This is a genomic window from Microbacterium saperdae (genome assembly GCF_006716345.1).
Lineage (GTDB): Bacteria > Actinomycetota > Actinomycetes > Actinomycetales > Microbacteriaceae > Microbacterium > Microbacterium saperdae.
The window spans coordinates 430,339-453,803 of record NZ_VFOX01000001.1 but is presented as its reverse complement, the minus strand read 5'-3'; the positions used below and the strand labels follow the sequence as shown (position 1 = coordinate 453,803).

21 protein-coding genes are annotated in these 23,465 nt (G+C 70.0%); 13 read left to right on the top strand and 8 right to left on the bottom strand.

The window, feature by feature from the left end:
• Positions 1-16: 16 nt before the first annotated feature.
• Both FB560_RS02010 and FB560_RS02005 read left to right on the top strand, forming a co-directional pair.
• Complete coding sequence (locus FB560_RS02010; protein ID WP_141870830.1) at positions 17-589, top strand: ECF transporter S component; 573 nt, start codon at positions 17-19, stop codon at positions 587-589.
• 200 nt (positions 590-789) lie between these two features.
• Positions 790-1,845 carry an alpha/beta hydrolase gene (locus FB560_RS02005; protein WP_141870829.1) on the top strand — a complete coding sequence of 352 codons (1,056 nt, stop codon included), beginning with the start codon at positions 790-792 and terminating at the stop codon, positions 1,843-1,845.
• A 24-nt stretch (positions 1,846-1,869) separates the two neighbouring features.
• On the opposite strand, the gene FB560_RS02000 is transcribed toward FB560_RS02005, so the two are convergent.
• Positions 1,870-3,243: a pyridoxal phosphate-dependent decarboxylase family protein gene (locus FB560_RS02000; RefSeq protein WP_141870828.1), complete on the bottom strand. Its 1,374-nt coding sequence runs from the start codon at positions 3,241-3,243 to the stop codon at positions 1,870-1,872.
• Positions 3,244-3,253: 10 nt separating this feature from the next.
• Entirely contained in the window at positions 3,254-3,913 is a 660-nt protein-coding gene (locus FB560_RS01995) for a TetR/AcrR family transcriptional regulator (protein WP_141870827.1), read from the bottom strand.
• Positions 3,914-3,980: 67 nt separating this feature from the next.
• Here FB560_RS01995 and FB560_RS01990 point away from each other — a divergent pair, with 67 nt between their 5' ends.
• From FB560_RS01990 to FB560_RS01965, 6 genes are all read left to right on the top strand, one after another.
• Positions 3,981-5,009, top strand: a complete 1,029-nt coding sequence (locus FB560_RS01990) for an agmatine deiminase family protein (protein ID WP_141870826.1) — start codon at positions 3,981-3,983, stop codon at positions 5,007-5,009.
• A gap of 43 nt (positions 5,010-5,052) precedes the next feature.
• Positions 5,053-6,771, top strand: coding sequence for an amidase (locus FB560_RS01985; protein ID WP_141870825.1), 1,719 nt, complete (start codon positions 5,053-5,055; stop codon positions 6,769-6,771).
• Positions 6,772-6,845: 74 nt separating this feature from the next.
• The gene (locus tag FB560_RS01980) at positions 6,846-7,703 is read left to right on the top strand and encodes a tryptophan 2,3-dioxygenase (protein ID WP_141870824.1); all 858 of its coding nucleotides are present in this window, start codon (positions 6,846-6,848) and stop codon (positions 7,701-7,703) included.
• Positions 7,703-8,764: an amidohydrolase family protein gene (locus tag FB560_RS01975; protein WP_141870823.1), complete on the top strand. Its 1,062-nt coding sequence runs from the start codon at positions 7,703-7,705 to the stop codon at positions 8,762-8,764. The genes FB560_RS01980 and FB560_RS01975 overlap by 1 nt, the downstream gene beginning before the upstream one ends.
• 1 nt (position 8,765) lies before the next feature.
• The gene (locus FB560_RS01970) at positions 8,766-9,995 is read left to right on the top strand and encodes a kynureninase (protein ID WP_141870822.1); all 1,230 of its coding nucleotides are present in this window, start codon (positions 8,766-8,768) and stop codon (positions 9,993-9,995) included.
• Positions 9,992-10,819, top strand: coding sequence for a PaaX family transcriptional regulator (locus FB560_RS01965; protein ID WP_141870821.1), 828 nt, complete (start codon positions 9,992-9,994; stop codon positions 10,817-10,819). Before FB560_RS01970 ends, FB560_RS01965 begins: the two co-directional genes overlap by 4 nt.
• A 13-nt stretch (positions 10,820-10,832) precedes the next feature.
• On the opposite strand, the gene FB560_RS01960 is transcribed toward FB560_RS01965, so the two are convergent.
• Entirely contained in the window at positions 10,833-11,843 is a 1,011-nt protein-coding gene (locus FB560_RS01960) for a LacI family DNA-binding transcriptional regulator (RefSeq protein ID WP_141870820.1), read from the bottom strand.
• 164 nt (positions 11,844-12,007) lie between these two features.
• Here FB560_RS01960 and FB560_RS01955 point away from each other — a divergent pair, with 164 nt between their 5' ends.
• Genes FB560_RS01955 through FB560_RS01940 form a run of 4 tightly spaced genes read left to right on the top strand, consistent with a single transcriptional unit; the run spans position 12,008 to position 17,445 of the window.
• Positions 12,008-13,297, top strand: coding sequence for an extracellular solute-binding protein (locus FB560_RS01955; RefSeq protein ID WP_141870819.1), 1,290 nt, complete (start codon positions 12,008-12,010; stop codon positions 13,295-13,297).
• A complete protein-coding gene (locus tag FB560_RS01950; RefSeq protein ID WP_229673424.1) occupies positions 13,278-14,216 on the top strand; it encodes a carbohydrate ABC transporter permease in 939 nt (312 codons plus the stop codon). Before FB560_RS01955 ends, FB560_RS01950 begins: the two co-directional genes overlap by 20 nt.
• The gene (locus FB560_RS01945; protein ID WP_141870818.1) at positions 14,213-15,094 is read left to right on the top strand and encodes a carbohydrate ABC transporter permease; all 882 of its coding nucleotides are present in this window, start codon (positions 14,213-14,215) and stop codon (positions 15,092-15,094) included. Before FB560_RS01950 ends, FB560_RS01945 begins: the two co-directional genes overlap by 4 nt.
• A 29-nt stretch (positions 15,095-15,123) precedes the next feature.
• Positions 15,124-17,445, top strand: coding sequence for a beta-xylosidase/alpha-l-arabinosidase (locus FB560_RS01940; RefSeq protein ID WP_141873081.1), 2,322 nt, complete (start codon positions 15,124-15,126; stop codon positions 17,443-17,445).
• 68 nt (positions 17,446-17,513) lie between these two features.
• Here the strand turns inward: FB560_RS01940 and FB560_RS01935 are convergent, their stop codons facing one another.
• Positions 17,514-17,999 carry an FBP domain-containing protein gene (locus FB560_RS01935; RefSeq protein ID WP_141870817.1) on the bottom strand — a complete coding sequence of 162 codons (486 nt, stop codon included), beginning with the start codon at positions 17,997-17,999 and terminating at the stop codon, positions 17,514-17,516.
• Positions 18,000-18,317: 318 nt separating this feature from the next.
• On the opposite strand from FB560_RS01935, the gene FB560_RS01930 reads away from it, so the two are divergent.
• A complete protein-coding gene (locus FB560_RS01930; protein ID WP_141870816.1) occupies positions 18,318-18,665 on the top strand; it encodes a hypothetical protein in 348 nt (115 codons plus the stop codon).
• Positions 18,666-18,675: 10 nt separating this feature from the next.
• Here FB560_RS01930 and FB560_RS01925 read toward each other — a convergent pair whose 3' ends face one another.
• The 4 genes from FB560_RS01925 to FB560_RS01910 form a co-directional block, all read right to left on the bottom strand.
• Positions 18,676-19,077 (bottom strand): hypothetical protein, encoded by a 402-nt coding sequence (locus tag FB560_RS01925; protein WP_141870815.1) that lies wholly within the window; start codon positions 19,075-19,077, stop codon positions 18,676-18,678.
• A 129-nt stretch (positions 19,078-19,206) separates the two neighbouring features.
• Entirely contained in the window at positions 19,207-20,385 is a 1,179-nt protein-coding gene (locus FB560_RS01920; RefSeq protein WP_141870814.1) for a M20 metallopeptidase family protein, read from the bottom strand.
• A complete protein-coding gene (locus FB560_RS01915; protein ID WP_141870813.1) occupies positions 20,382-21,977 on the bottom strand; it encodes an amidohydrolase in 1,596 nt (531 codons plus the stop codon). The genes FB560_RS01920 and FB560_RS01915 overlap by 4 nt, the downstream gene beginning before the upstream one ends.
• 8 nt (positions 21,978-21,985) lie before the next feature.
• Entirely contained in the window at positions 21,986-23,461 is a 1,476-nt protein-coding gene (locus FB560_RS01910; protein ID WP_141870812.1) for an amidohydrolase, read from the bottom strand.
• Between the last annotated feature and the right edge of the window lie 4 nt (positions 23,462-23,465).

Here is a 23,465-nt window from a genome sequence, read left to right as displayed (position 1 = left end):
GCCTCAGGCACCACACATGAAGAACACCAGTACCCGCATCCTGCTCACCTGCGCCGCGATCGGCGTCGCGAACGGCATCCTCCTGCTGCCGGTCTTCGGCATCTTCTCCGGTGCCGCGATCGCCGCCGCTCCCCTCCTCTACACCGTGCTCCTGGGCTTCTGGTTCTTCGGCGGAGTGCTCATGCAGACGCTCACGCACCGGCCGGGTGTCGCCCTGCTGACCACGTTCATCGCCGGACTCGTGATCGGCCCGTTCACGCCGTACGGCTTCTCGACCGTGCTGTCGACCGCCACCGTCGGGCTGTGTCAGGAGCTGCCGTTCCTCGCGACCCTGTACCGGAAGTGGCCGACCTGGCTCTTCTACGTCGCGAACGGGCTGATCGGCCTCGCCTATGCCTTCCCGGCGCAGGCGATCTTCGCCGCAGACACCCCGGACGGCATCCGCCTCGCGGTCTACCCGATGGCGGCGGCGAGCGCCGTGGCCACCACCTGGATCGCCCGTATCGTCGCGAAGCGTCTCGACCGCACGGGTGCCACGCGCGGGCTGATGCGCACGGCACCGGCGACGAACGTCGCGATCGAGGGCTGACGTTTCCGGTCACCACGGTTCAGAGGGTGCGACCGCGACCGTCGGGGCGACGGATCACGGAGCCGATGACGATCTGCGGAGGAAACCCCAGCGATGACTCCGCGATCCGTCATCGCCTCAGCGATTCGTCGGCCGACCAGGAGCAGGGCTTCCCCCCGGCGACCGGAATACTGGCACACTGAGGCGCGGAGAGGGGTTGCATGACCGCGCGCGAGAACGAGGCAGAACCGGACCGGACGAAGAAGGTCCGCCGTCCCTGGCACCGCGCCAAGGTCGCCATCGCCTGCGTCGTCGGAGTCGCCGCGGTGGTCGCGATCGTCGGCTCGATCACCCCCTGGCCCTCGGCCATGCTGATCCGTGCGGTCTTCACGAAGGGCGGCGACGAGACCGCCGCCGAGATGGACAAGCATGTGCCCGACACGAAACTGACCGAGAAGCTCGACGTCGCGTATCGGGACGACGGCGCGGACACGACGATGGACGTCTTCTCCCCGGCATCCGCCACCGGCCCCCTGCCCACGATCGTGTGGATCCACGGCGGTGCATGGATCTCCGGTGCGAAGGAGAACGTCGACCCCTACCTGCGCATCCTCGCCGCCGAGGGCTACACGACGATCGGGGTCAACTACACGATCGGACCGGAGGGCGTGTACCCGCTCGCGGTGCACCAGCTCAACGACGCCCTCGCCTACATCGATGCGCACGCCGCGGAACTGGGCGTCGACCCCACCCAGATCGTGCTCGCGGGAGACTCGGCCGGCGCGCAGCTCGCCAGCCAGATGGCGACACTCATCACGAGCCCCGATTACGCCGAGATCATGGACATCAAACCGTCGATCGGCGCCGACCAGCTCGCCGCGACCGTGCTCAACTGCGGCGTCTACGACCTCTCGGCCCTCGCCCAGCTCGACGGCATCGCCGGATGGGGATTCAAGTCGGCGATGTGGGCGTACGCGGGCACGAAGACGTGGGCCGAGGATTCGACGGGCGCGACCATGTCGACCGTCGACTGGGTGACGAAGGATTTTCCGACCACGTACATCTCGGGTGGCAACGGCGACGGCCTCACCTGGCTGCAGTCGATCCCGATGGCCCAGCGCCTGGACGAGCTCGGCGTCGATGTGACCACCCAGTTCTGGCCCGCACCGCACCAGCCGGAACTGCCCCACGAGTACCAGTTCCACCTCGACCTGCCCGACGCGCAGACCGCGCTGCAGAAGACGATCGATTTCCTGGGCGCGCACACCACCCGCTGACGGGGGCGGCAGCAGGCCGCCGCCTCACTTCATGGTGTCGAGGATGCCGACCAGATCGTCGAAGGTCGTGAGCGGATTGAGGATCGCGAAGCGCGTGTTCGGGCGTCCGCCGTGCGAACTGGGGACCACGAAGGCGCGCTGCGAATCCAGCAGTGCGGCCGACCAGCGGTCGTAGTCGGCGCGCTCCCACCCCTCGCGCTCGAACACCACGACCGACAGCTGCGGATCGCGCACCAGGCGCAGCTCGGGGCGACGCGCGATCTCGGCCGCGATCTTCTTCGTCAACGCGATCGTGGCGCTCACGGCATCGCGGTAGGCGGTCACCCCGTAGGTCGCGACCGAGAACCACATCGGCAGACCGCGCGGACGGCGGGTGAGCTGGATCGAGTAGTCGGAGGGGCTGAACTCGTCGACATCGGTCAGGATGTCGAGGTACTCCGCATGCTGCGTGTGGGCGCGGCGGCCGCTGTCGGGGTCGCGGTAGATCAGCGCGCAGCAGTCGAACGGGGCGAACAGCCACTTGTGGGGATCGACGATCACCGAATCGGCCCGCTCGACCCCGGCGAAGATGTGCCGGGCCTCCGGCGCCAGCATCGCGGTGAGCCCGTAGGCGCCGTCGATGTGCAGCCAGAAGTCGAACTCGTCCTTGAGCGCGGCGATGCCCTTGATGTCGTCGACGATGCCGAAGTTCGTCGAGCCGCCGGTCGCCACGACCGCGCAGATCTCGTCTCCGTGCTCGCGCAGCGCCTCGCGCACGGCGTCGGCGCGGAGCACGCCGTCTTCCCCGGCCGGGACCAGCAGCACATCGGCATCCATGACCTTCGCCGCCGACTTGTTCGAGGAGTGCGCCTCGACGCTGCACACGATCTTCCACCGCCGCGGCAGCTCCGTGCCCTCGGCGATCAGGCGCACCTTGGCGGCCTCGCGCGCGGCGACCAGCGCGGAGAGGTTGCCGATCGTGCCGCCCTGCACGAACACTCCGCCCGCGGTCTCGGGCAGTCCGAACTCCCGCGCCAGCCAGGCCAGCACCTCGTTCTCGGCATGCACGGCGCCCGCGCCCTCGAGCCAGCTGCCTCCGTAGAGTCCGGATGCCGACACCACCAGGTCGAACGCGATGGCCGCCATGGTCGGCGCGGTCGGGATGAACGACAGGTACAGCGGATGGCTCGTGGTCAGGCACGCGGGTGCCAGGATGTGCTCGAACACGCTCAGCGCCCGCGGCGCACCGAGGCCCGCATCGGTGATCGTGGGTCCGACCAGGCGGTGCAGCTCGGCCTCGGTCTGCGGCTTGTCGAGCGGCACGTCGGCCGCGAGCATGCGGCGGCGCGAGTAGTCGAGCACGGCATCGACGATCGCGGTGGATTCGGGCGAGGCCGCGTGCATGCGCACAGCATCCATGGGCGTTTCCTTACTTTCGGGACGAGAGGGACGCGCGGGGCGCATCGCGTGAGGGGGCGGGATCATCGGGATGATCGAGGGCGACCGACAGCACCCGGCGCGCGAGGTCCGCGCGATCATGCGGTGCCCACTTGACCAGCGAGTGGGCGTTCATCCCGTCGATCATGGCGAGCAGCATCCAGGCCGCGGTGTCGGTGCGCGAGGCGGCGATCTCACCGGCGGCGACGGCGCGCGCGAGGTGCTCCTCGATCGCGCTCTGCCAGAGATCCATCTCGGTGCGCACCCGTGCGGCGAGCGTCTCGTTGCGCACGCCGAGCGCCCACGCCTGCACCCAGACGAGCGTGACGTCGTCGCGCCCCCCGTCGAGCAGGGTCTCGACCATGCGGAACAGGTTCTCACGCACGCCGTGCTCGGCGGCGAAACCGGCCATGACCTCTTCGCGCTCTGCACCGACGATCTCGCCGAACACCTCGGAGAGGAACGCGTCCATGACAGGTCGGTAGTGCGCGACCAGTGCGGGCGTCACTCCGACGCGCTGGGCCACCGCGCGCACCGTCAGACTCTCGAGTCCGCTCTCACGGGCGAGTCCGATGGCGCCCTCGAAGATCACACGGTCGCGCTCCTCCGGCGACATGCGGCGAGGAGTCCTGACTGTTGACGTGGTCTTCATCACGGGCTATCGTAACACCTGTTGATCGCATGTTCAATAGAGCCGAGTCGGCAGCGAGGAGATCCCCATGAGCTGGCGCATGCCCGCGGAGACCGCACGTCACGAACGCACCTGGATGGCGTTCCCCGCGGAGGGCGAGACCCTCGGCGACACGGATGCCGCACGTGAGGAGGGCTACGCCACCTGGACCGCCGTGGCTCATGCCGTCGCCGAGTTCGAGCCGGTCTCGATGCTGGTCGATCCGAGCGAGATCACCCGCGCCCGGCGCATGCTGAGCGGCAGCATCGAGATCATCGAAGCGCCGGTCGACGAGTTCTGGATGCGCGACGCCGGCCCGACGTTCGTGGTCGACGCTGACCGTCCCGGCGTGCTCGGCGCGGTCGACTGGATCTTCAACGGATGGGGTGCTCCCGACTGGGCCGAGTGGCGCAGGGCCGCCCAGCACGCGCGCATCATCGCCGACGCGGTCGGGGCCGAGCTCGTGAGCTCGACCCTCGTGAACGAGGGCGGCGGCATCCACGTCGATGGCGAAGGAACCGTGCTGCTCACCGAGACGGTGCAGCTCGATCCGCGCCGGAACCCCTACGCCGACCGGCAGCGGGTCGAGGCCGAGATGGCGCGCACACTCGGCGCGACGAAGGCCGTCTGGCTGCCGCGCGGCCTCACCCGCGACTACGACGACTTCGGCACGAACGGCCACGTCGACATCGTCGCCACGATCGTGTCGCCCGGCCGACTGCTGCTCCACGATCAGCAGAACCCGGATCACCCCGACCACGCCGTGACCCGCGACCTGCGCGCACTGCTGTCGGAGCAGACGGATGCCGCCGGGCGCCGCTTCGAGATCATCGACCTGCCCGCCCCGGCGACCCTGCGCGACGAGGAGGGCCCCGTCGACTGGAGCTACGTCAACCACCTCGTCACGAACGACGGTGTGGTGGCCTGCGGATTCGGCGAGGAGAAGGCGGATGCTGCGGCGCGCGAGATCCTCGCCGACGCCTACCCCGGACGCCGGGTGGTGACGGTCGATGCCCGCCCGCTGTTCGACCGCGGCGGCGGCATCCACTGCATCACGCAGCAGCAGCCCGCGCTGTGATCACGGCCGGACCGAACTGACCCTGCGACGCGAAGGAGACCCGATGTTCGAGGTGACCGAGGCATCCATCGCCCCGCTGCGCGCGGCCCTCGAGTCGGGCGAGACGACGTCCGTCGAGCTGGTCGACGCCTATCTCGCCCGCATCGCGGCGTACGACGCCCCCGACAGCACGACGGCCCTGAACGCCGTCATCGTGGCAAACCCCGAGGCCCGCGCCGAGGCGGCGGCGGCGGATGCCCGGCGCTCGCGCGGTGAGACACGTGGCCCGCTCGACGGCATCCCGTACACCGCGAAGGACAGCTATCTGGTGCGCGGCCTCACCGCGGCCGCCGGCAGTCCGGCCTTCGCGCGGCTGGTCGCGCAACGCGATGCCTTCACGATCGCCCGACTGCGCACCGGTGGGGCGATCTGCCTCGGCCTGACGAACATGCCCCCGATGGCGAACGGTGGAATGCAGCGCGGCGTCTACGGCCGGGCCGAGAGCCCGTACTCCGCGGAGTGGCTCACGGCCCCGTTCGCCTCGGGTTCGTCCAACGGGTCCGGCACGGCGACGGCAGCGAGCCTCGGCGCGTTCGGACTCGGCGAGGAGACCTGGTCGAGCGGGCGCGGCCCCGCCACGAACAATGCCCTGTGCGCGTACACGCCCTCGCGCGGCGTGATCTCGACCCGCGGCAACTGGCCACTGGTGCCGACCATGGACGTGGTCGTCCCGCACACCCGCACCATGGCGGACCTGCTCGAGGTGCTCGACGTGATCGTCGCGGATGACACCGAGACCCGCGGGGACTTCTGGCGCGCGCAGCCCTGGGTCGCGTTGCCCGCCGCCTCCTCGGTGCGGCCGGAGTCGTACCCGTCGCTCGGGGTCGACGCGGCGAAGGCCCTCGCGGGCGCCCGCATCGGGATCCCCCGGATGTACATCAACGCGGACCCGGACGCCGGCCGTGCCGAGAACCCGGGCATCGGCGGCCCCACCGGTCGACGCATCGACACACGGGCGAGCATCATCGAGCGCTGGGAGGCGGCACGCCGCGACCTCGCCGCCGCGGGGGCGACCGTGATCGAGGTCGACTTCCCCGTGGTGTCGAACTACGAGGGCGACCGGCCCGGCGCCCACACCATCGCGACCCGCGGCCTGGTGTCTCCCGAGTACCTGCACCGCGAGATCGTCGATCTCTCGGCGTGGGCATGGGAGGACTTCCTGCGGGCGAACGGCGACCCGGCACTGCGCTCACTCGCCGAGGTCGACGGCGCCACGATCTTCCCGCACCCGGACGGTGCTCTTCCCGACCGCTACACGGGATTCGACGACGACATCGCCGAGTATCCGGACTGGGCGCGCCGCCATCCCGACGCCTCGTTCAGGGACATGCCCGAACTCGAAGACGGGCTGCGCGGACTGGAAGAGACCCGACGTCGCGACCTCGAGGTGTGGATGGACGTGCTGCGGCTCGATGCCGTGGTCTTCCCCGCCGTCGCCGATGTGGGGCCCGCCGATATGGACGTGAACGCGGAATCGGCCGACCTCGGCTGGCGCAACGGCGTCTGGATCGCGAACGGCAACCTCGCGATACGCCACCTCGGCATCCCCACGGTCACGGTGCCGATGGGAGTGATGCGCGACATCGGCATGCCGATCGGACTCACGTTCGCCGGCCGTGCATATGACGACTCCACGCTGCTGCGCCTCGCCGCAGGGTTCGAGGCCATCGGCGCTCCGGGTGCACGGCGCATGCCGCCGCCGCGAACTCCCCCGCTCACGTAGGGCCTCGGACGCGACCGGAGCACCCAGACATTTCATTATTGTGACGATCGACACATCGATGATATGTTCAGGGGATGAGCACCGAGCAGCAGAACGAGCGCGCCCTCGAAGACGGCATCGTCACCGACATGTCCGGCCGCATGACCTACGGCTCGTACCTTTCGCTCGACCAGCTGCTGACGGCGCAGAACCCGGTCAGCGTCCCGGAGCACCATGATGAGCTGCTGTTCATCATCCAGCACCAGACGACAGAGCTCTGGCTCAAGCAGCTGCTGCACGAGTTGTCCTCCGCGCGCGAGCTGCTGGCGAGCGACGACCTGCGCGAAGCTCTGAAGCGCGTCGCCCGCGTCAAGAAGATCCAGGACGTGATGACGCAGCAGTGGGCGATCCTCGCGACCCTCACCCCGACCGAGTACGCACAGTTCCGAGGCTCGCTCGGCAGCTCCTCCGGATTCCAGTCCGTGCAGTACCGCGCCGTGGAGTTCGCGCTCGGTAACAAGAACGAGAAGATGCTGAGCGTCTTCCGCGACCACCCCGCGAACCTCGCGCTGCTGACGGCCGAGTGGGAGAAGCCCACGCTGTACGACGAGTTCCTGCGCTACGCCTCGCGCCGCGGTCTCCCGATCCCCGCCGAGATCCTCGACCGCGACGTGCGCGAGCCGTATCGCGAGACCCCCGAGCTGGTGCCGGCGATTCGCGAGATCTACCAGAACCACCAGGAGAACTGGGATCTGTACGAGGCGTGCGAGGATCTGGTCGATCTCGAGGACAACTTCCAGTTCTGGCGCTTCCGTCACCTGAAGACCGTGGCCCGCACGATCGGCATGAAGGTCGGCACCGGCGGCTCGAGCGGCGTCGGCTTCCTGCAGCGCGCCCTCGACCTGACGTTCTTCCCCGAGCTGTACACCGTGCGCACGGAGATCGGCGGCTGATGTTCGCGGCGACGTTCTTCGACGGCGAGGAATGGCGCGACGGCGTCATCGGCCTCGTCGACGGGCGGATGCTGCTGCGCGACGAACCCGCCCCCGCCGCGCTGCCCCGGCTCGACGGCGTGATCGTCGGCGGCTTCACCGACCACCACGTGCACCTGCAGCTCGTCGATCACGCACGGCTGGCCGGATCGCCCCTCGGCCGTGTGGTCGACCTCGGCGCGAATCCCGAGGTCGTGGCGCGGCTCGCCGCAGCGGCTCGTCACGCGGCGCTCCACAACTCCGGAGATTCAGCCAGCTCCCGCGGTGGATACGCAGATTCACCTCCGCACGACGCCGGACTTCCGGAGTTGTGGAGCGCGGGCGACGCGCACCCGTTGCAGATCCGGTTCGCCGGCGCCTTCCTCACCCCGCCCCGCGGCTACCCGTCCGACCGCGACTGGGCACCGGACGGCTCGTTCCGCGAGATCACCGATGCCGCGTCGGCCGGACGAGCCGTCGCCGAGATGGCGGACGCCGGGGCCTCCTGCATCAAGGTCGCGAGCAACGCGCATGCCGGCCCCGTGTTCGGCGACGACCTGTTCCGCGCGATCGTCGAGCTCGCTGCCGCGCGCGGCCTCGACGTGGTCACCCATGCCGAAGGCCCGGGCGAGGCGCAGCGCGTCACCCGACTCGGTGCGCGTCGCCTCGCGCACGCCCCGTTCACCGAACGCCTCGACGACGACGAGATCGCCGCGCAGGCGGCATCCGTCTCCTGGATCTCGACGCTCGCGATCCACAGCGGAGCCGACCTGACCGTCGCCGTCGCCAACGTCCGACGGTTCCACGCGGCCGGTGGCACCGTGCTCTACGGCACCGACATGGGCAACGGCCCCACGCCTGTCGGCCTGAACAGCGCCGAACTCGCCGCGCTCCGGGACGCCGGCCTGGATGACGCGGCGCTCCTGCGGGCGCTCGCGCCGGTCGATCCGCGCACCCCGTCCGCCGTGCTGCTCCTGCTTCCCGCCCGAACCGCCGACCTCTCGCTCGCCCACCCGCTCACCGCCGCCGATCTGAAGGTGTGACATGACCGACTCCCTCGACACCCGCCTGCTCGACCGCGCCCGCGCCCTCGACGCCGCCGACCCTCTGCACGCGCATCTCGATGCCTTCGCCGACGCACCAGGAGTCACGGCCTACCTCGACGGCAACTCGCTCGGCCGCCCGCTGCGCGACACCCCGGAGAAGCTGGCCGCGTTCGTGCGCGAGGACTGGGGCACCCGACTGATCCGCTCCTGGGACGAGCAGTGGATGGCGCTGCCCATGGAGCTCGGCGACCGGATCGGCCGGGTGGCCCTCGGCGCCGCCGCCGGACAGACCGTGGTCGCCGATTCGACCAGCGTGCTGATCTACAAGCTCATGCGCGCGGCCCTGGGTGCCGAGAGCTCCCGCACCGAGCTCGTGATCGAGGCGGGCAATTTCCCCACCGACCGCTTCCTCGCCGAGGGCGTCGCCGCCGAGACGGGCATGACGCTGCGGTGGCTGGAACCCGACCCCGTGCGCGGTGTCACGGTCGACGACGTCGCGGCCGTCGTCTCCGAGCGCACCGCCCTGGTCTCGCTCAGCCACGTGGACTACCGCTCGGGCGCCCTGGCCGACATGCCTGCGATCACGGATGCCGTGCACGCGGCCGGAGCCCTCATGATGTGGGACCTGTGCCACTCCGCGGGCGTGGTCCCGATGCAGCTCGACGAGTGGGGCGTCGACATGGCCGTGGGCTGCACGTACAAGTACCTGAACGGCGGCCCCGGTTCTCCCGCCTTCGCCTATCTGCGGCGCGACCTGCAGGGTGTGCTGCGCCAGCCCATCCAGGGATGGTGGAGCGCCGCCGACATCTTCGCCATGGGCCCGGAGTACGTGCCGGCCGATGACATCCGCCAGCTGCTCAGCGGCACGCCGCCCGTCACCTCCATGCTCGCGATGCAGGGGATGCTCGACCTGATCGAGCAGTCGTCGATCGCGCAGATCCGCGCCAAGTCGGTCTCCCTCACCGACCTCGCGGTCGAGGCGTACGACGACGTGCTCGCACCGCTCGGCGTGCGGCTGCTGAGTCCGCGCGATGCGGATCTCCGCGGCGGACACGTCACGATCGGGCACCCGGACTTCCGTGCAGTGACGCAGCGGCTGTGGGCGGATGGGATCATCCCCGACTTCCGCTTCCCCGACGGCATCCGCCTCGGCCTCTCACCGTTGAGCACCTCGCACGTCGAGACCGTGACGGGCGTGCTCGCCATCCGGGACGCCCTGCGCGCATGACGGTCGACGCACCGGCGGCCCTCGGCGTGCTCGATGACATCGATGCGCGCCCCGGCAGCACCGCCTCGCTGCTGCGCACGGTCATCGGGCTGTTCCTGCGGCCGCTCGGCGGCTGGATCTCGGCAGCCGATCTGGTCGCGCTCGCGGGCGATCTGGGGATCCCGACCGCGCAGGCCCGCACGGGCATCACGCGCCTGAAGCAGAAGGGGCTGCTGCTGGCTGACCGTGACGACGCGATCGGCTACCGGCTGAACCCGGCCGCCGTGCCGATGTTGGAGCGCGGCGATCGACGCATCTTCGCGATGCGCGAGATGCAGGACGCGGACCTCTGGTGCCTGATCTCCTTCTCGATCCCGGAGAGCGCGCGCAGCGTTCGACACCAGCTGCGCCGCCGGCTGCAGTGGATCGGAGCGGGCACCGTCTCACCGGCGCTGTGGATGTGCCCAGGGCACCTGCAGGACGAGGTCGAGCTGATCCTCGATGAGCTGGACGCGCGCCGGTGGGTCACCCTGTTCCCCGCGGGCAGGCCGCAGACAGCCGTCCCCCTGGGGGAGGCTGCGTCCGACTGGTGGGATCTGGAGATGCTCCGCTCCGAGCACGAGACGTTCCAGCGTTCACTCGACGCCCTCCCGGACGAGCCTTTCGCGGCGTACGTGCGACTGATCGACAGCTGGCGGGTGCTTCCCTACGTCGACCCCGGGCTGCCGCCGTCGATGCTGCCCGCCGACTGGCCAGGACGCCGCAGCTTCGACGAGTTCGCGCGACTGTCATCCACGCTGGCCGAGCCGGCGCTCGCCCACGTGCGGGCGGCCACCGCGTCCTGAGCGCGCGCGACCGTCACACGGCGCGAGGGCCCGGCGACGCCGTCGTCGCCCTGACCACGAGGCGCGTGGGGAGCGTCACGTGCATCTCCTCCACGGCCCGCCCGGCGAGAAGCGTGAACACCATCTCGGCCGCGACGCTCCCCAGCCGGCGCATCGGCTGTTGGATCGTCGTGAGCGGCAGAGCGCGGCGCGAGGCTTCGGGCACGTCGTCGAAGCCGATCACGGAGAGGTCCTCCGGCACACGCAACCCCAGCTCGTGCGCCACCTCGATCACGGCGATGGCCGAGAGGTCGTTCGCCGCGAACACGGCGGTCGGTCGCGACGGTCCCGCCAGCAGGAGCCGTGCCGAATCCCTCGTCGTCTCGAGCTCGTAGCGTCCGGCGCGGATCAGGTCGGGGTCGACGGGGATGCCGGCGTCCGAGAGCGCGCGGCGATAGCCGGCGTCGCGCAGCCCGGCGGAGCGGAGATCGGGCCGTCCACCGAGGAAGCTGATCCGGCGGTGTCCGAGTTCGAGCAGATGACGGGTGGCGGTCAGCGCTCCCCCGAAGCTGTCGGACTCGACGGTCGGCAGATCGGCACGTCCCGTGTGCGGATCGATCGCGACGACGGGGATCTCGGTCGACGCTCCGACGACGGTCGGGGTGACCATGATCGCCGCGTCGATGAGCGTGCCGGACAGCCTGCTGAGCGACCGGCGCTCCCACCCCTCGCCCTGACCATGTCGTGATCCGCTGTAGGCCAACAGGTCGACAGCCGTGTCGTGCACTGCCGCACCCACCCCTTTGAGGATCTCTGCGCTGAACGGCTCGAAGTCGGCCAGGAGCACCCCGATGACACCCGTGCGCCGGGCTCGCATGCTGCTGGCCACCAGGCTCGACTCGTACCCGAGCTCCTGCACGACGTCGAGCACGCGCTTGACCGTCGCATCCGCGATCCCGTAGCGCCCGTTGACGGCCTTCGAGACCGTCGACACCGACACTCCCGCAGCGTGCGCGACGTCGTGGATCGTGGTTCTCCCGCTCATGATCGCCCAGCGTATCCGTGCGGACGGCCGCAATGGAAACTGTTTTCGAAAACGTTTGACGACCATCCGTATCGCCAACAGACTGCATCCCGACGCGGTCACACCCTTGCTGCCGCGGCGCCGCACCGACGCGGCGCACAACTCTCGATGAGGAGAACGATCACATGAACAGCACACGGCGTTCCTTGGTCTCCGCGGCCGCACTCGCAGCCGTCGGGGCACTCGCGCTGAGCGGGTGCACGGCCAGCACCCCTGATGACGGCGGGGATTCTGCGATGACCCTCTGGCACAACTCCACGACCGGCCCCGGAGTGCAGTTCTGGGAAGACACCGTCGCGGACTTCGAGAAGGCGAACCCCGGGGTCACGATCGACATCCAGTCGATCCAGAACGAAGATCTCGACGGCAAGCTCCAGACGGCGCTCAACTCCGGCGATGCGCCCGACATCTTCCTGCAGCGCGGTGGCGGGAAGATGGCGGCCATGGTGAAGGCCGGGCAGCTCAAGGACCTGACGGACGTCATCAGCGGGCCTGCAGCCGACGAGATCCCCGACGCGGCCTACTCGGCCAACAGCCTCGACGGCAAGCGATACGCGATGCCGGTGGCCGTGCTCCCCGGCGGCCTGTTCTACAGCCAGGATCTGTTCGATGCGGCCGGCATCACCGAGAACCCGACCACGCTCGATGAGCTCGAGACGGCGACCGAGAAGCTCAAGGCGGCCGGGACCGCACCGATCGCCCTCGGCGCCAAGGACGCCTGGCCCGCGGCGCACTGGTACTACTGGCTCGCACTGCGCGAGTGCAGCGATGACACGCTCGCCAAGGCCGCCGACGAGATGAACTTCGACGACGACTGCTGGGTGCGCGCCGGAGAGGACCTGCAGGCATTCGCGGAGACGAAGCCCTTCAACGACGGCTTCCTCACCACCACCGCGCAGCAGGGTGCCGGCAGCTCGGCAGGGCTCATCGCCAACCACCAGGCCGGGATGGAGCTCATGGGCGCCTGGAACCCCGGCGTGATCGGATCGCTGACGCCCGACCAGAAGCCGCTGGCCGACCTGGCCTGGTTCCCCTTCCCCGAGGTCGATGGTGGCGAGGGCCTTCCCGGATCGATGATGGGCGGGGTCGACGGATACTCGTGCTCGGTCGATGCGCCTGATGCCTGCGTCGACTTCCTGAACTACCTCGGCACGTCGGAGGTGCAGACGGCCTACTACAAGGCGTTCAACGCTCCCCCGGTGAACACCGTCGCGCAGGAGGCCGTGACCGAGCCGTACCTGCAGTCGATCCTCGAGGCCTACAACGCGGCGCCGTACGCATCGCAGTGGCTCGACACCGTGTACGGACAGAACGTCGGCAACGCGCTCAACGTCGCCGTGGTCAACATGCTCGCCGGTCAGGGAACCCCGGAGGACATCGTCAAAGCCGTCCAGGATGCCGCAGCCAAGGCATAAGGCGGCCGCCCGGCTGGAAGTGATCCTTCTGGCCGGGCCCGCCCTCCTGGTCTTCCTCGCCTTCGTCATCTTCCCGGTGCTGATGGCGGCCTACTACGGCTTCTTCAGCTGGCAGGGCTATGGTCCGCCGACGGACTTCGTGGGTCTGAAGAACTACCTGACGATCCTGCAGGATCCGCTGTTCCACGATGCGCTCGCGCACAACGGCTTCATCCTGGTGTTCTCGCTCGTGCTGCAGGGGCCGGCGGCGATCCTGCTGGCGCTCCTCCTCAATCGGCGGATGCGCGGACAGTCGCTCATCCGGGTGCTGATCTTCATCCCCTATGTGATCTCCGAGGTCGTCGTGGGAACGGGGTGGAGCCTGATGCTGCAGACCAGCGGCGCGTTCAACGATCTGCTGCAGAACATGGGTCTGGGTTTCCTCGCGAACGACTGGCTGTCGAATCCCGACATCGCCATCTGGACGCTGATGGTGATCATCACCTGGAAGTACGTCGGCTTCGCCGTCATCCTCTTCCTCGCCGGTCTGCAGGGCATCCCCGAGGAGCTGCACGAGGCCGCCGCGATCGACGGGGCGTCGTACTGGCAGATCCAGTGGCGCATCACGCTGCCGCTGCTCGCACCGACGCTGCGCATCTGGGCGTTCCTGTCGATCATCGGATCGCTGCAGCTGTTCGACCTCGTCTACATCATCTGGGGGCAGTACATCGCCTCCACGGCCGGCACCTCGACCATGGCGACCTACATGGTCTCCGAGGGGCGCAACGCCGGCAACTTCGGATACGGCAACGCGGTCGCCGTGGTGCTGTTCCTGATCTCGCTCGTGGTGGCGCTGATCTATCAGCGCGCTGTCCTCAAGCGCGACACCGACGGCGCTCTGACCGGCGCCCCCGCACGGAAGAAGAGGACCACGGCATGACCGCCACCTCGCTACTCGTCACGCAGCGCCCTGGGCGGACGGGGCGCCCCGCTCGGGCACGCCTACCCTGGGCCAACCCGACCGTGTACTTCGTCGCACTGATCGTGGTCGGACTGATGCTGGCGCCCATCGCGTACATCATCATCGGCGGATTCCGCACGAACGCCCAGATCACGACCGACCCGTCGGGTCTGCCCCAGCCGTGGATCCTGTCGAACTACCTCGACGTCATCACCGGCGGCGTGTTCTGGCGGCAGGTGCTGAACTCCACGATCGTCGCCCTCGCCACCACGATCGGCGTCGTCGCGCTCGGGCTGATGGCCGCGTACGTGCTGGCCCGCTATCGGTTCGCCGGACGCGGAGTGCTGTACGCGTTCTTCGCCGCGGGGCTCATGTTCCCGCTGACGGTCGCGATCACCCCGCTCTACATCGTGGTGCGCAACCTCGGGCTGATGAACTCGCTCGGCGGGGTCATCCTGCCGCAGATCGCGTTCGCCCTGCCGACCACGATCATCATCCTGGTGCCGTTCCTGCGCGCCATCCCCGATGAGATCCAGGAGGCGGCGTTCATCGACGGATGCAGCCGGATCGGCTTCTTCTGGCGGATGGTGCTGCCCCTGTCGATCCCCGGAGTGATCACGACCGGCATCCTGGCCTTCATCGGCAGCTGGAACGGCTATCTGCTGCCGCTGTTCGTGCTCAACGATGCGGCGGCGTTCACCCTGCCACTGGGCGTGCAGTCGTTCGCCTCGCAGTACTCGGTCGACACCGCCAAGGTGCTCGCCTTCACCTCGCTGTCGATGATCCCCGCCCTGATCTTCTTCAGCCTGTTCGAGCGTCGCATCGTCGGCGGCCTGACCGGCGCCGTCAAGGGTTGAGCATGTCGGTCGAATCCCCACAGAAAGAGATGGACGTGTCCCCCACACCCCGACCCCGCTTCTCCTCGCGCGTCGAGAGCCTCCTCGAGCAGATGACGCTGGAGGAGAAGCAGGCGCAGCTGGTCGGCTTCTGGGTCGATCAGGGCGAGGAGCTCGTCGCCCCGATGGCCGGCGAGAAGAAGACGTCCACCCGCTACGAAGAGGCCGCCGCCCACGGCATCGGGCACCTGACGCGCGTGTACGGCACCCGTCCGGTCGACCCGATCGCGCGGGCGCAGTGGCTGTGGGGCGAGCAGGCGCGTCTGCAGCGCGAGACCCGTCTGGGCATCCCCGCCCTCGTGCACGAGGAGTGCCTCACCGGACTCGCCGCATGGCAGGCGGCCACGTTCCCCACTCCTCTGGCCTGGGGCGCATCGTTCGATCCGGAGCTGGTGGAGGAGATGGGTCGCGCGATCGGCTCGTCGATGCGGCAGCTCGGGATCCATCAGGGCCTCGCCCCGGTGCTCGACGTCATCCGTGATCCGCGGTGGGGCCGCGTCGACGAGTGCATCTCGGAAGACCCGCTCGTGGTCGGCACCGTGGGAACCGCGTACGTGCGCGGCATGCAGTCGGAGGGCGTGCACGCGACGCTCAAGCACTTCGTCGGATACTCCGCCTCACGGGCGGGCCGCAACCACGCCCCGGTGTCCGCCGGGCGACGCGAGATCGAGGATGTGCTGCTGCCGCCGTTCGAGATGGCGGTGCGCGAGGGCGGGGTGCGCAGCGTCATGAACTCGTACACCGACATCGACGGCGTTCCCGTGGCCGCCGATCCGTACTACCTCGACGAGGTGCTGCGCGGGCGCTGGGGCTTCGACGGCGTCGTGGTCTCGGACTACTTCGCCGTGGACTTCCTGCGCAGCATGCACCACGTCGCGGCGGATTCGGCGCAGGCCGCATCGCTCGCGATCACCGCCGGGATCGACGTCGAACTGCCCTCGCCCGACGCGTACACGACGCTCGCCGCACAGGTGCGCGCGGGGGCTCTCGACCAGGGCATCGTGGATCGCGCGGTCGGACGCGTGCTCGCCCAGAAGGAGGAGCTGGGCCTCCTGGACGCGGACTTCGGCACCGCACCCGACGCGATCGACCTGGACTCCCCCGCGCATCGCGCTCTCGCGCGTCGCCTGGCCGAGGAGTCGATCGTGCTGCTGAGCAACGACGGCGTGCTTCCACTCGACCCGTCCGGCTCGCCGCGCATCGCCGTGATCGGTCCCAACGCCGACAGCGCCGAGGCGCTCATGGGCTGCTACTCCTTCGTGAACCACGTGCTGGCGCATCATCCGGACGTCCCGGCCGGGATCGCGCTGCCCAGCGTGCTCGACGGGCTCCGCTCCGCGCTCCCCTCGGCCACGATCACCTCTGCGGCAGGCTGCACTGTGGAGGGCGAGGACCGCAGCGGGTTCCCGGCCGCGGTCGCCGAGGCCGCCGCGGCCGACATCGCGATCGTCGTGATCGGCGACCGCGCCGGCCTCTTCGGGCGCGGCACCGTCGGCGAGGGGAACGATGTCGATTCGCTGGAACTTCCCGGCGTGCAGCGCGAGCTGGTCGAGGCGGTCGTCGCGACCGGAACCCCCGTCGTGGTCATCGCCCTCACCGGCCGCCCCTACGCCCTGGACTGGGCTCTCCCGCACCGCGAGACCACGGCCGGGGCGAGCGCCGGGCTCGGGGCGGTGAACTCCCCCGGTGTCGCCGGCGGCCCGGTTCGGACGCAGCGTTCCGCCGCCGCCGCAGTACTCCAGTCGTTCTTCCCCGGCGAGGAAGGCGGACCGGCCATCGCCGCCGTGCTGAGCGGGCGCGTGTCTCCGTCCGGTCGACTGCCGGTATCGCTGCCGCGGTCGGCGGGCGCGCAGCCGTACTCCTACCTGCATCCCACTCTCGGCGGGCGCACGGACGTCACCAGCGTGGATCCGACGCCGGTGCGGCCGTTCGGCTTCGGACTCGGCTACACGAGCTTCACGCACGAGGGGCTGACGGCCGATTCCTCGGTGACTGCGGGCGCGCAGTTCCGCGCGTCGCTGACGGTGCGCAACGCCGGCTCGCGCGAGGGAACGGATGTCGTGCAGCTCTACGCGCACGACGAGGTCGGGAGCGTGGCACGACCCGTGGCGCAGCTGGTCGGATTCCAGCGGGTGTCCCTGGCGCCCGGCGAGGAGCAGCGCGTGGAGTTCACCGTGCCCACCGAGCGCCTCGCGTTCACGGGCGTCGACGGCGTGCGGCGGGTGGAGCCCGGGAGCATCCGGCTCTGGGTCGGCGAGGCGTGCGACCACGAGGAGACCGTGACGATCATCGAGATCCTGCCCCCGGCCTGACCACGCCCTCCGACAGGCTCAGGGACCGCTGGGTCGCTGAGCCTGTCGGAGGCGTCAGGCGTCAGGCGTCAGGCGTCGAGCGCACGGACGAACGCCCGCACGTGCTCGCCGAGACGCAGGATGCGCTGGTCGCGCGCCGCTTCGCGATCGAATCCGGGGTAGGCCAGCGGAGGGAGCCGGCGCACGTTCGCGGAGCATTCGAAGTTCGCGCACACGAGTGTGCCCACGGTGTCGCCCTTGCGCCCGGCAGGGCCGTTCTTGCGCGCGGTGAACAGCTGCACGTCGTTGCGGAGCGTCACGTCGTCGCACCACGAGCACTGGGCTCGGGCGATCACGCGCTGCTCGGCCTGCTGCAGCAGGACTCCGGCGAGGGTGTCGTCGACCTCGACGAGCACGTAGGCGCGTCGAGGGGACTTCGGGTCGGACCAGCCGAGGTAGTCCAGTCGACTGAAGTCGATGTCGCGGAAGCCCGCGGGCAGGTTCATGTCGGCGGCCTCTTTGCGGGAGGCGTTGCGGAGGGAGGCGCGGATGGCGCGCTCGTCGATGGGACGCATGGGATCGGTGCTTTCGTGCGGTGCTCGCCGAGAGGGGCGAGCGGGATGACAAGGAGAGGACGGCATCCGAACGGACACCGGGTGCGACGCGGCTCCGGGGACGGGTGTTCCGCCTCCGGCTGGTCGTCAGCCTCTGCCGCCGGCGCGGAGTGCGCCTGCGGCTCCCCTCTGCGCCGCGCGGGCGCTCATCGAAAACAGCACCCGGCGAGCTTACACCCGGACACGCCCGGGATTTGTTTCGCCTCGTGTCGCCTCGGGTTCCCCTCCGTGCAGGGCCGACCTAGTCTTGCCGGAACATCCGCTCACGAAGGAGACCCCGTGTCCACGCCGCTGAATCGCCTCTCACCCACCTCGGTGCGCGAGCGTTCGGCATGCATGTGCGCGCAGGGAGACGGATGCTCGTCCTTCGCCCCCGGACACGCCCTGCACCTCATCCAGGCGCGGATCGCCTCGGCCACGCCGTCCGAGTGGGTCGACGGCATCGTCGAGTCGGCGGATGCCGTCGGCGGGGAGCTCGTGGTGCGCACGCTCGACGGCGATGCGCACGCGCTCTGGAACAGCGCGGGCGCTGCGCTCGAAGCCGCCCCCGGCACTCCGGTGGCACTGCACCGCCGCTACGGCGTGCTGGCTGTCGGACGCACGCAGTTCAACGTCGCCGCGGTGTGATCGTGTCGGCTCAGGCCGACGCCATCATCATCGTCTTCATCGCCATGCACGCGTCCATGCAGGCCTGGCAGGCCTGAGCGCACATCCGGCACACGTCGCTGTCGTCGGCGTGCATCATGCACTCGTCCATGCAGGTCTGGCACATGGCGATGCAGGCGTCCAGCATCGCCATCATCGATGCGGGCGTCATGCCCTGCATCCGCATCATCGAGCGCATCATGGTGTTCGCCATGTCGGCGCAGTTCATGCACGCCGGAGAACAGTCCATCATCTGCGTCGAGCACACCGTGCAGGCCTGCTCGCAGGCCGCGCACGCGTCCATGCAGGCCTGCATGACCGACATGTCCATCGCCGCCATGTCGGGCATCGCCTTCATGCTCTTCGACATCTCGTCCATCATCATCGAGTCCATCGCGCACCGCTTTCCTCGTCGGCTTCCGCCGAATGATCGCGGGCCGGAGCACCCGCCTGTCGCCAGGCTAGTCCGCCGCGCAACCCACGTCGATGGGCGAGGCCACGGGCCGATGCGGACCCGCAGCTGTCAACCGCGCGCGAGACGACGCCAGGCGAGCTCGGCCAGCACCGTCGCCTGCAGACCGAGCACCCCGTCGTCGAAGATCGCATCATCGGAGTGCAGCGGCACGGGGCGCTCGGCGGCGGCGCCGAGGAACACCAGGGCTCCGGGCACCTCCTCCAGCACATACGAGAAGTCCTCCGACGCCATGTACGGCGCCTCCCGCCGGATGACGCGGTCGGCGCCGACGAGCTCGTCGAGCACCGCGATCACCTCGCGGGTCTCGGCAGGGTCGTTGTAGGTGACCGGGTACGACGCGATGAACGTCGTGTCGAGCGTGCAGCCGTTCGCCTCGGCGATGCCGCGCAACAGAGCCGGCAGCTCTTCGCGCACCACCTCGAGCGTCGCGGTCGACAGCGTGCGGATGTTCGCCTCCAGGCTCACGCTCGCCGCCAGGATGTTGCTCGCCTCGGAGTCGCTCGACAGCCGGGTGATCGAGATCACGGCCTGGTCCGTGGCGGGAAGTCGTCGCGCGGCGAAGGTCTGCACGGCCAGGATGAGCTGCGCGGCGACGGGCACGGGGTCGATCGCGAGGTGCGGGAAGGCCGCGTGGCCGCCGCTGCCGCGCACGACCATCCGCAGCGCATTCGCGCTGGCCATCATCGCCCCTTCGCGCACGACGAGCTGCCCCGCCGGCACCGCGCTGTCGACGTGGATCGCGTAGGCCGCGACCGCGCGCTCACCCGCGGCGTCGAGCACGCCCTCGTCGAGCATCAGGCGCGCTCCGGCGTGCCCCTCTTCGCCGGGCTGGAACATGAAGATCACCGTGCCGGGGAGCTCATCCCGCTGCGCTGCGAGCAGCCGTGCGGCACCGAGCAGACCGGCCATGTGCAGGTCGTGCCCGCACGCGTGCATCGCTGCGCCCGTGGCCGCGAAATCGAGTGCGGATGCCTCCACGATCGGCAGTCCGTCCATGTCGCCGCGCAGCAGCACGACGGGACCGGGCAGACCGCCCCGGAGCACGGCGGTGACCGACGAGAGCGCCGCGCCGACGGCGATCTCCAGGCCGAGGTCGGAGAGTTCCCGCAGGATGATCTGCTGCGTCCCGGGCAGGTCGATGCCGACCTCGACAGCGCCATGCAGTTCGCGCCGCACCGCGATCAGACGATCGGCCACGGCCTCGGCCGCCGCACCGAAGCGGCTCATGAGAAGCGCTCCCCGCGGATCCAGGTCTCCGCGACGCGCACGGCGGAGATCTCGTCCTCCGGCACCGTGAACACATCGCGGTCGAGCACCGCGAAGCTGCCGTCGAAGCCGGGGGCCAGCTGACCGACGCCCTCGAGCGGCGAGAGCAGCCGGGCGCGACCGGTGTACAGCAGCAGCGCCTGCGGCACCGTGATGGCCGCCTCCGGGCCGAAGTCGATGCCGTTGTAGGTGCGCCGACGCACGGCGGCTTCGACAGAGAGCATCACGTCATCCGCACCGCTCCAGGCCGTGGCCGGCCGGTCGGACGACAGCGCGAGCGGGTCGAGTCCTGCGTACAGGCGGGCGATCGGATACGCATCCGGCACCTGCTCGGCGCGCAGCGCCTTCTCGTAGCCGTCGTACTCGGCGAAGAAGAACACCGTGTGCGTGGCGATGCCGAAGCTCATGCGGGCCGCGCGGAGGCGGGCGAGATAGTCGTCGCTCACGATCGTCGCATGCTCGATGCGCACCGAGGGGATGCCGTCGAGCCAGGGCTCGGCATCGGCGAAGAGCTCCACCACGCGGTCGAGCGCACGGTCGCCCATGGCGTGGATCGCGAGCTGCACGTGGTTGCGGCGGGCCCACTCGGCCGCGGCCAGGACGTCGGCATCGTCGACCAGGCGCAGACCGTGATCGCAGGACTCCGGATACGCCTCGTGCACCCACGCGGTGCGGTTGGAGTACGCGCCGTCGAGCACCACCTTGACTCCGGCGATGCGGATCTGCCCCTCGCGATCACCCGCGGCGAGATCCGCGAGAGGAGCGACGGGGTCCCACCCGGGGTAGAGCGCGACACGGGTGCGCAGACCGCGGTCGACCGCCGTCCGGAACGTCGCCACCGGGTCGTCGATCCGGGTGGAGAGCAGATCGCACACGGCCACGATGCCTCGAGAGGCGAGTTCCTCGCCGAGGCCGACGAGGGCGTCGATCTGCGCGTCGCGGGTCGGGGCGGGGATGAATGCGGCAACCGCCCCGACCGCGGCGATCTCGGTGAGCACACCGTTCGGCTCTCCGTCGGCATCGCGCTCGAACCGCGAACCGTCCGGGTCGGGGGTGTGAGCCGTGATGCCGGCGATCTCGAGGGCGCGGGTGTTGCACACTGCGGAGTGCGCATCGCAGCGCCACACCAGCACCGGGCGCGTGGTGCTCACCCGGTCGAGATCCGCGGCGGTCGGCATCCGTCGTCCGGGGAACTTGGTGTCGTCGAATCCGCGGCCGAGCACCCAGGCGTCGGGGTCGGTGAGACCGTCGGCGTGCGCGCGCAGCACCGCCACCAGGTCGTCCGCGGAAGTCACCGCGGGCGGGAAGCACTCCGCCGCCGGAGCCGTACCGGCGATCAGCGCCGGGTGGGTGTGGCTGTCGATGAGGCCGGGCAGCACCGTCCGGCCGCCGAGGTCGACCGTGATATCGCCGGTCGCTGCGCTTTCGTCGCCGACCCAGTCGACCACGCCGGCGGTGACACGGAATGCCGAGGCGAAGGTCGTCTCGGTCTCACCCGTGAAGACCTTCGCGTTCGTGAACAGCGTGCTTATCACGCCGGGTGTCGCATCCATGCCGGGCCTCAGAACTGACGCCACGTGAAGCGGCCGGCGAGCAGCGTCGCCGCCACCGGCATCGCGCGCAGGGCATCACGGTCGGCGGCGTAGGGATCGTCGTCGCTGAGCACGAGGTCGGCAGGTTGTCCCACGGCGAGGCTGCTGCGCACGGATGCCGCGAGCGCGACATCGAGCGGCAGACGCTGTTCGGGGTGCCAGGCGTCCCGGTCTCCACGGCTGCGGGCGGTCGCCGCGCTCAGCGAGACCCAGGGGTCGAGCGGCGCGACGGGGGCATCGGAGCCGAGGCGCAGAGCCGCGCCGGCCCGGTGCAGCGAGCCGAAGGCGAACGCCCGAGCAGTACGACCGGCCCAGTGGTGATCGGCGACGTCGCGGTCGTCCATCGCATGCTCGGGTTGCACGCTGGCGATCAGTCCGAGGGCGGCGAAGCGGGCGAAGTCCTCTTCGCGCACGAGCTGCGCGTGCTCGATCACGCCGCGCATGTCGAGGGCTTCGAACGTATCGAGCACCTCGGTGTTCGCGCGGTCGCCGATCGCGTGCACAGCGGCTTCGACTCCCCCGGCGCGGGCGATGCCGAGCAGTCGTCGCAGTTCCTCGATCGGAACGCTCTCCAGCCCGCAGGCGTGCGGATGCGAGGGGTCCATGCCCGGGTACGGGTCCCAGCACCAGGCGGTGCGGGTGTTGAGGGAACCGTCGACGACCACCTTGAGGCGACCGAATTCGATCAGCCCGCGCTCGTCCACGATGTCACCGGTGCGCAGGCCCTGAGCGATCGCCGCCTCCAGCCGGTCCGGCCACACGGCGATATCGACGCGGAGCGCGTCCAGGCCCTGAGCGGTGCGCTCCGACCACTCGGTGACGTTGTCGGTGTTCTCGTACTCGACCACCCCGACCACGCCGCGCGCCGCTGCCGCGTCCGCCGCCTCGCGGTAGGCCGACAGCGACAGCCCCTTCGCCTCATCGAAGGAGTGCAGCAGCTGGATCCAGGGGCCCTCGCGCAGCAGTCCGGTCTCGTCGAGCTCGATGCCGAAGCGCGATTGCGCAGCGTGGTTCATCCATCCGCAGTGCAGGTCGCCACTGACGAGGACCACCGGCACATCCGGCACCGCGGCGTCGAGCGCAGCGACCGATGCCGGCACGGGCCAGAGCCCGTCGCGGAAGCCGTAGCCCATCAGCATGCCGTCGACCAGGGGCCAGCCCTCGGCGCGGGCCCGGCGGACGACGTCGAGCACGTCCGCCGCGCTGTGCGTCTCGGTGAGATCGACACGACGACGACGGATGACGTGCTGGGTGAAGTGCACATGCGCGTCCCAGAACCCCGGTCCGATCCAGCGACCGGCGCCGTCGACCGCCTCACCCTCGGCAGTGTTCGTGCCTGCCGGGGTGATCGCGGCGATCTGTCCGTCGCGCACGACGACGTCGACGGGATCGCCCCCGTCGTAGGGGCGGACGTTCTGCAGGGTCAGGGCGGAGGAGGAGCTCATCGGA

What these genes read in the sequence shown, in the direction of transcription:
- FB560_RS02010 (WP_141870830.1), top strand. Translation starts at nt 17, where the DNA reads ATGAAGAACACCAGTACCCGCATCCTGCTCACCTGCGCCGCGATCGGC.
- FB560_RS02005 (WP_141870829.1), top strand. Translation starts at nt 790, where the DNA reads ATGACCGCGCGCGAGAACGAGGCAGAACCGGACCGGACGAAGAAGGTC.
- FB560_RS02000 (WP_141870828.1), bottom strand. Translation starts at nt 3,243, where the DNA reads ATGGATGCTGTGCGCATGCACGCGGCCTCGCCCGAATCCACCGCGATC.
- FB560_RS01995 (WP_141870827.1), bottom strand. Translation starts at nt 3,913, where the DNA reads ATGAAGACCACGTCAACAGTCAGGACTCCTCGCCGCATGTCGCCGGAG.
- FB560_RS01990 (WP_141870826.1), top strand. Translation starts at nt 3,981, where the DNA reads ATGAGCTGGCGCATGCCCGCGGAGACCGCACGTCACGAACGCACCTGG.
- FB560_RS01985 (WP_141870825.1), top strand. Translation starts at nt 5,053, where the DNA reads ATGTTCGAGGTGACCGAGGCATCCATCGCCCCGCTGCGCGCGGCCCTC.
- FB560_RS01980 (WP_141870824.1), top strand. Translation starts at nt 6,846, where the DNA reads ATGAGCACCGAGCAGCAGAACGAGCGCGCCCTCGAAGACGGCATCGTC.
- FB560_RS01975 (WP_141870823.1), top strand. Translation starts at nt 7,703, where the DNA reads ATGTTCGCGGCGACGTTCTTCGACGGCGAGGAATGGCGCGACGGCGTC.
- FB560_RS01970 (WP_141870822.1), top strand. Translation starts at nt 8,766, where the DNA reads ATGACCGACTCCCTCGACACCCGCCTGCTCGACCGCGCCCGCGCCCTC.
- FB560_RS01965 (WP_141870821.1), top strand. Translation starts at nt 9,992, where the DNA reads ATGACGGTCGACGCACCGGCGGCCCTCGGCGTGCTCGATGACATCGAT.
- FB560_RS01960 (WP_141870820.1), bottom strand. Translation starts at nt 11,843, where the DNA reads ATGAGCGGGAGAACCACGATCCACGACGTCGCGCACGCTGCGGGAGTG.
- FB560_RS01955 (WP_141870819.1), top strand. Translation starts at nt 12,008, where the DNA reads ATGAACAGCACACGGCGTTCCTTGGTCTCCGCGGCCGCACTCGCAGCC.
- FB560_RS01950 (WP_229673424.1), top strand. Translation starts at nt 13,278, where the DNA reads ATGCCGCAGCCAAGGCATAAGGCGGCCGCCCGGCTGGAAGTGATCCTT.
- FB560_RS01945 (WP_141870818.1), top strand. Translation starts at nt 14,213, where the DNA reads ATGACCGCCACCTCGCTACTCGTCACGCAGCGCCCTGGGCGGACGGGG.
- FB560_RS01940 (WP_141873081.1), top strand. Translation starts at nt 15,124, where the DNA reads ATGGACGTGTCCCCCACACCCCGACCCCGCTTCTCCTCGCGCGTCGAG.
- FB560_RS01935 (WP_141870817.1), bottom strand. Translation starts at nt 17,999, where the DNA reads ATGCGTCCCATCGACGAGCGCGCCATCCGCGCCTCCCTCCGCAACGCC.
- FB560_RS01925 (WP_141870815.1), bottom strand. Translation starts at nt 19,077, where the DNA reads ATGGACTCGATGATGATGGACGAGATGTCGAAGAGCATGAAGGCGATG.
- FB560_RS01920 (WP_141870814.1), bottom strand. Translation starts at nt 20,385, where the DNA reads ATGAGCCGCTTCGGTGCGGCGGCCGAGGCCGTGGCCGATCGTCTGATC.
- FB560_RS01915 (WP_141870813.1), bottom strand. Translation starts at nt 21,977, where the DNA reads ATGGATGCGACACCCGGCGTGATAAGCACGCTGTTCACGAACGCGAAG.
- FB560_RS01910 (WP_141870812.1), bottom strand. Translation starts at nt 23,461, where the DNA reads ATGAGCTCCTCCTCCGCCCTGACCCTGCAGAACGTCCGCCCCTACGAC.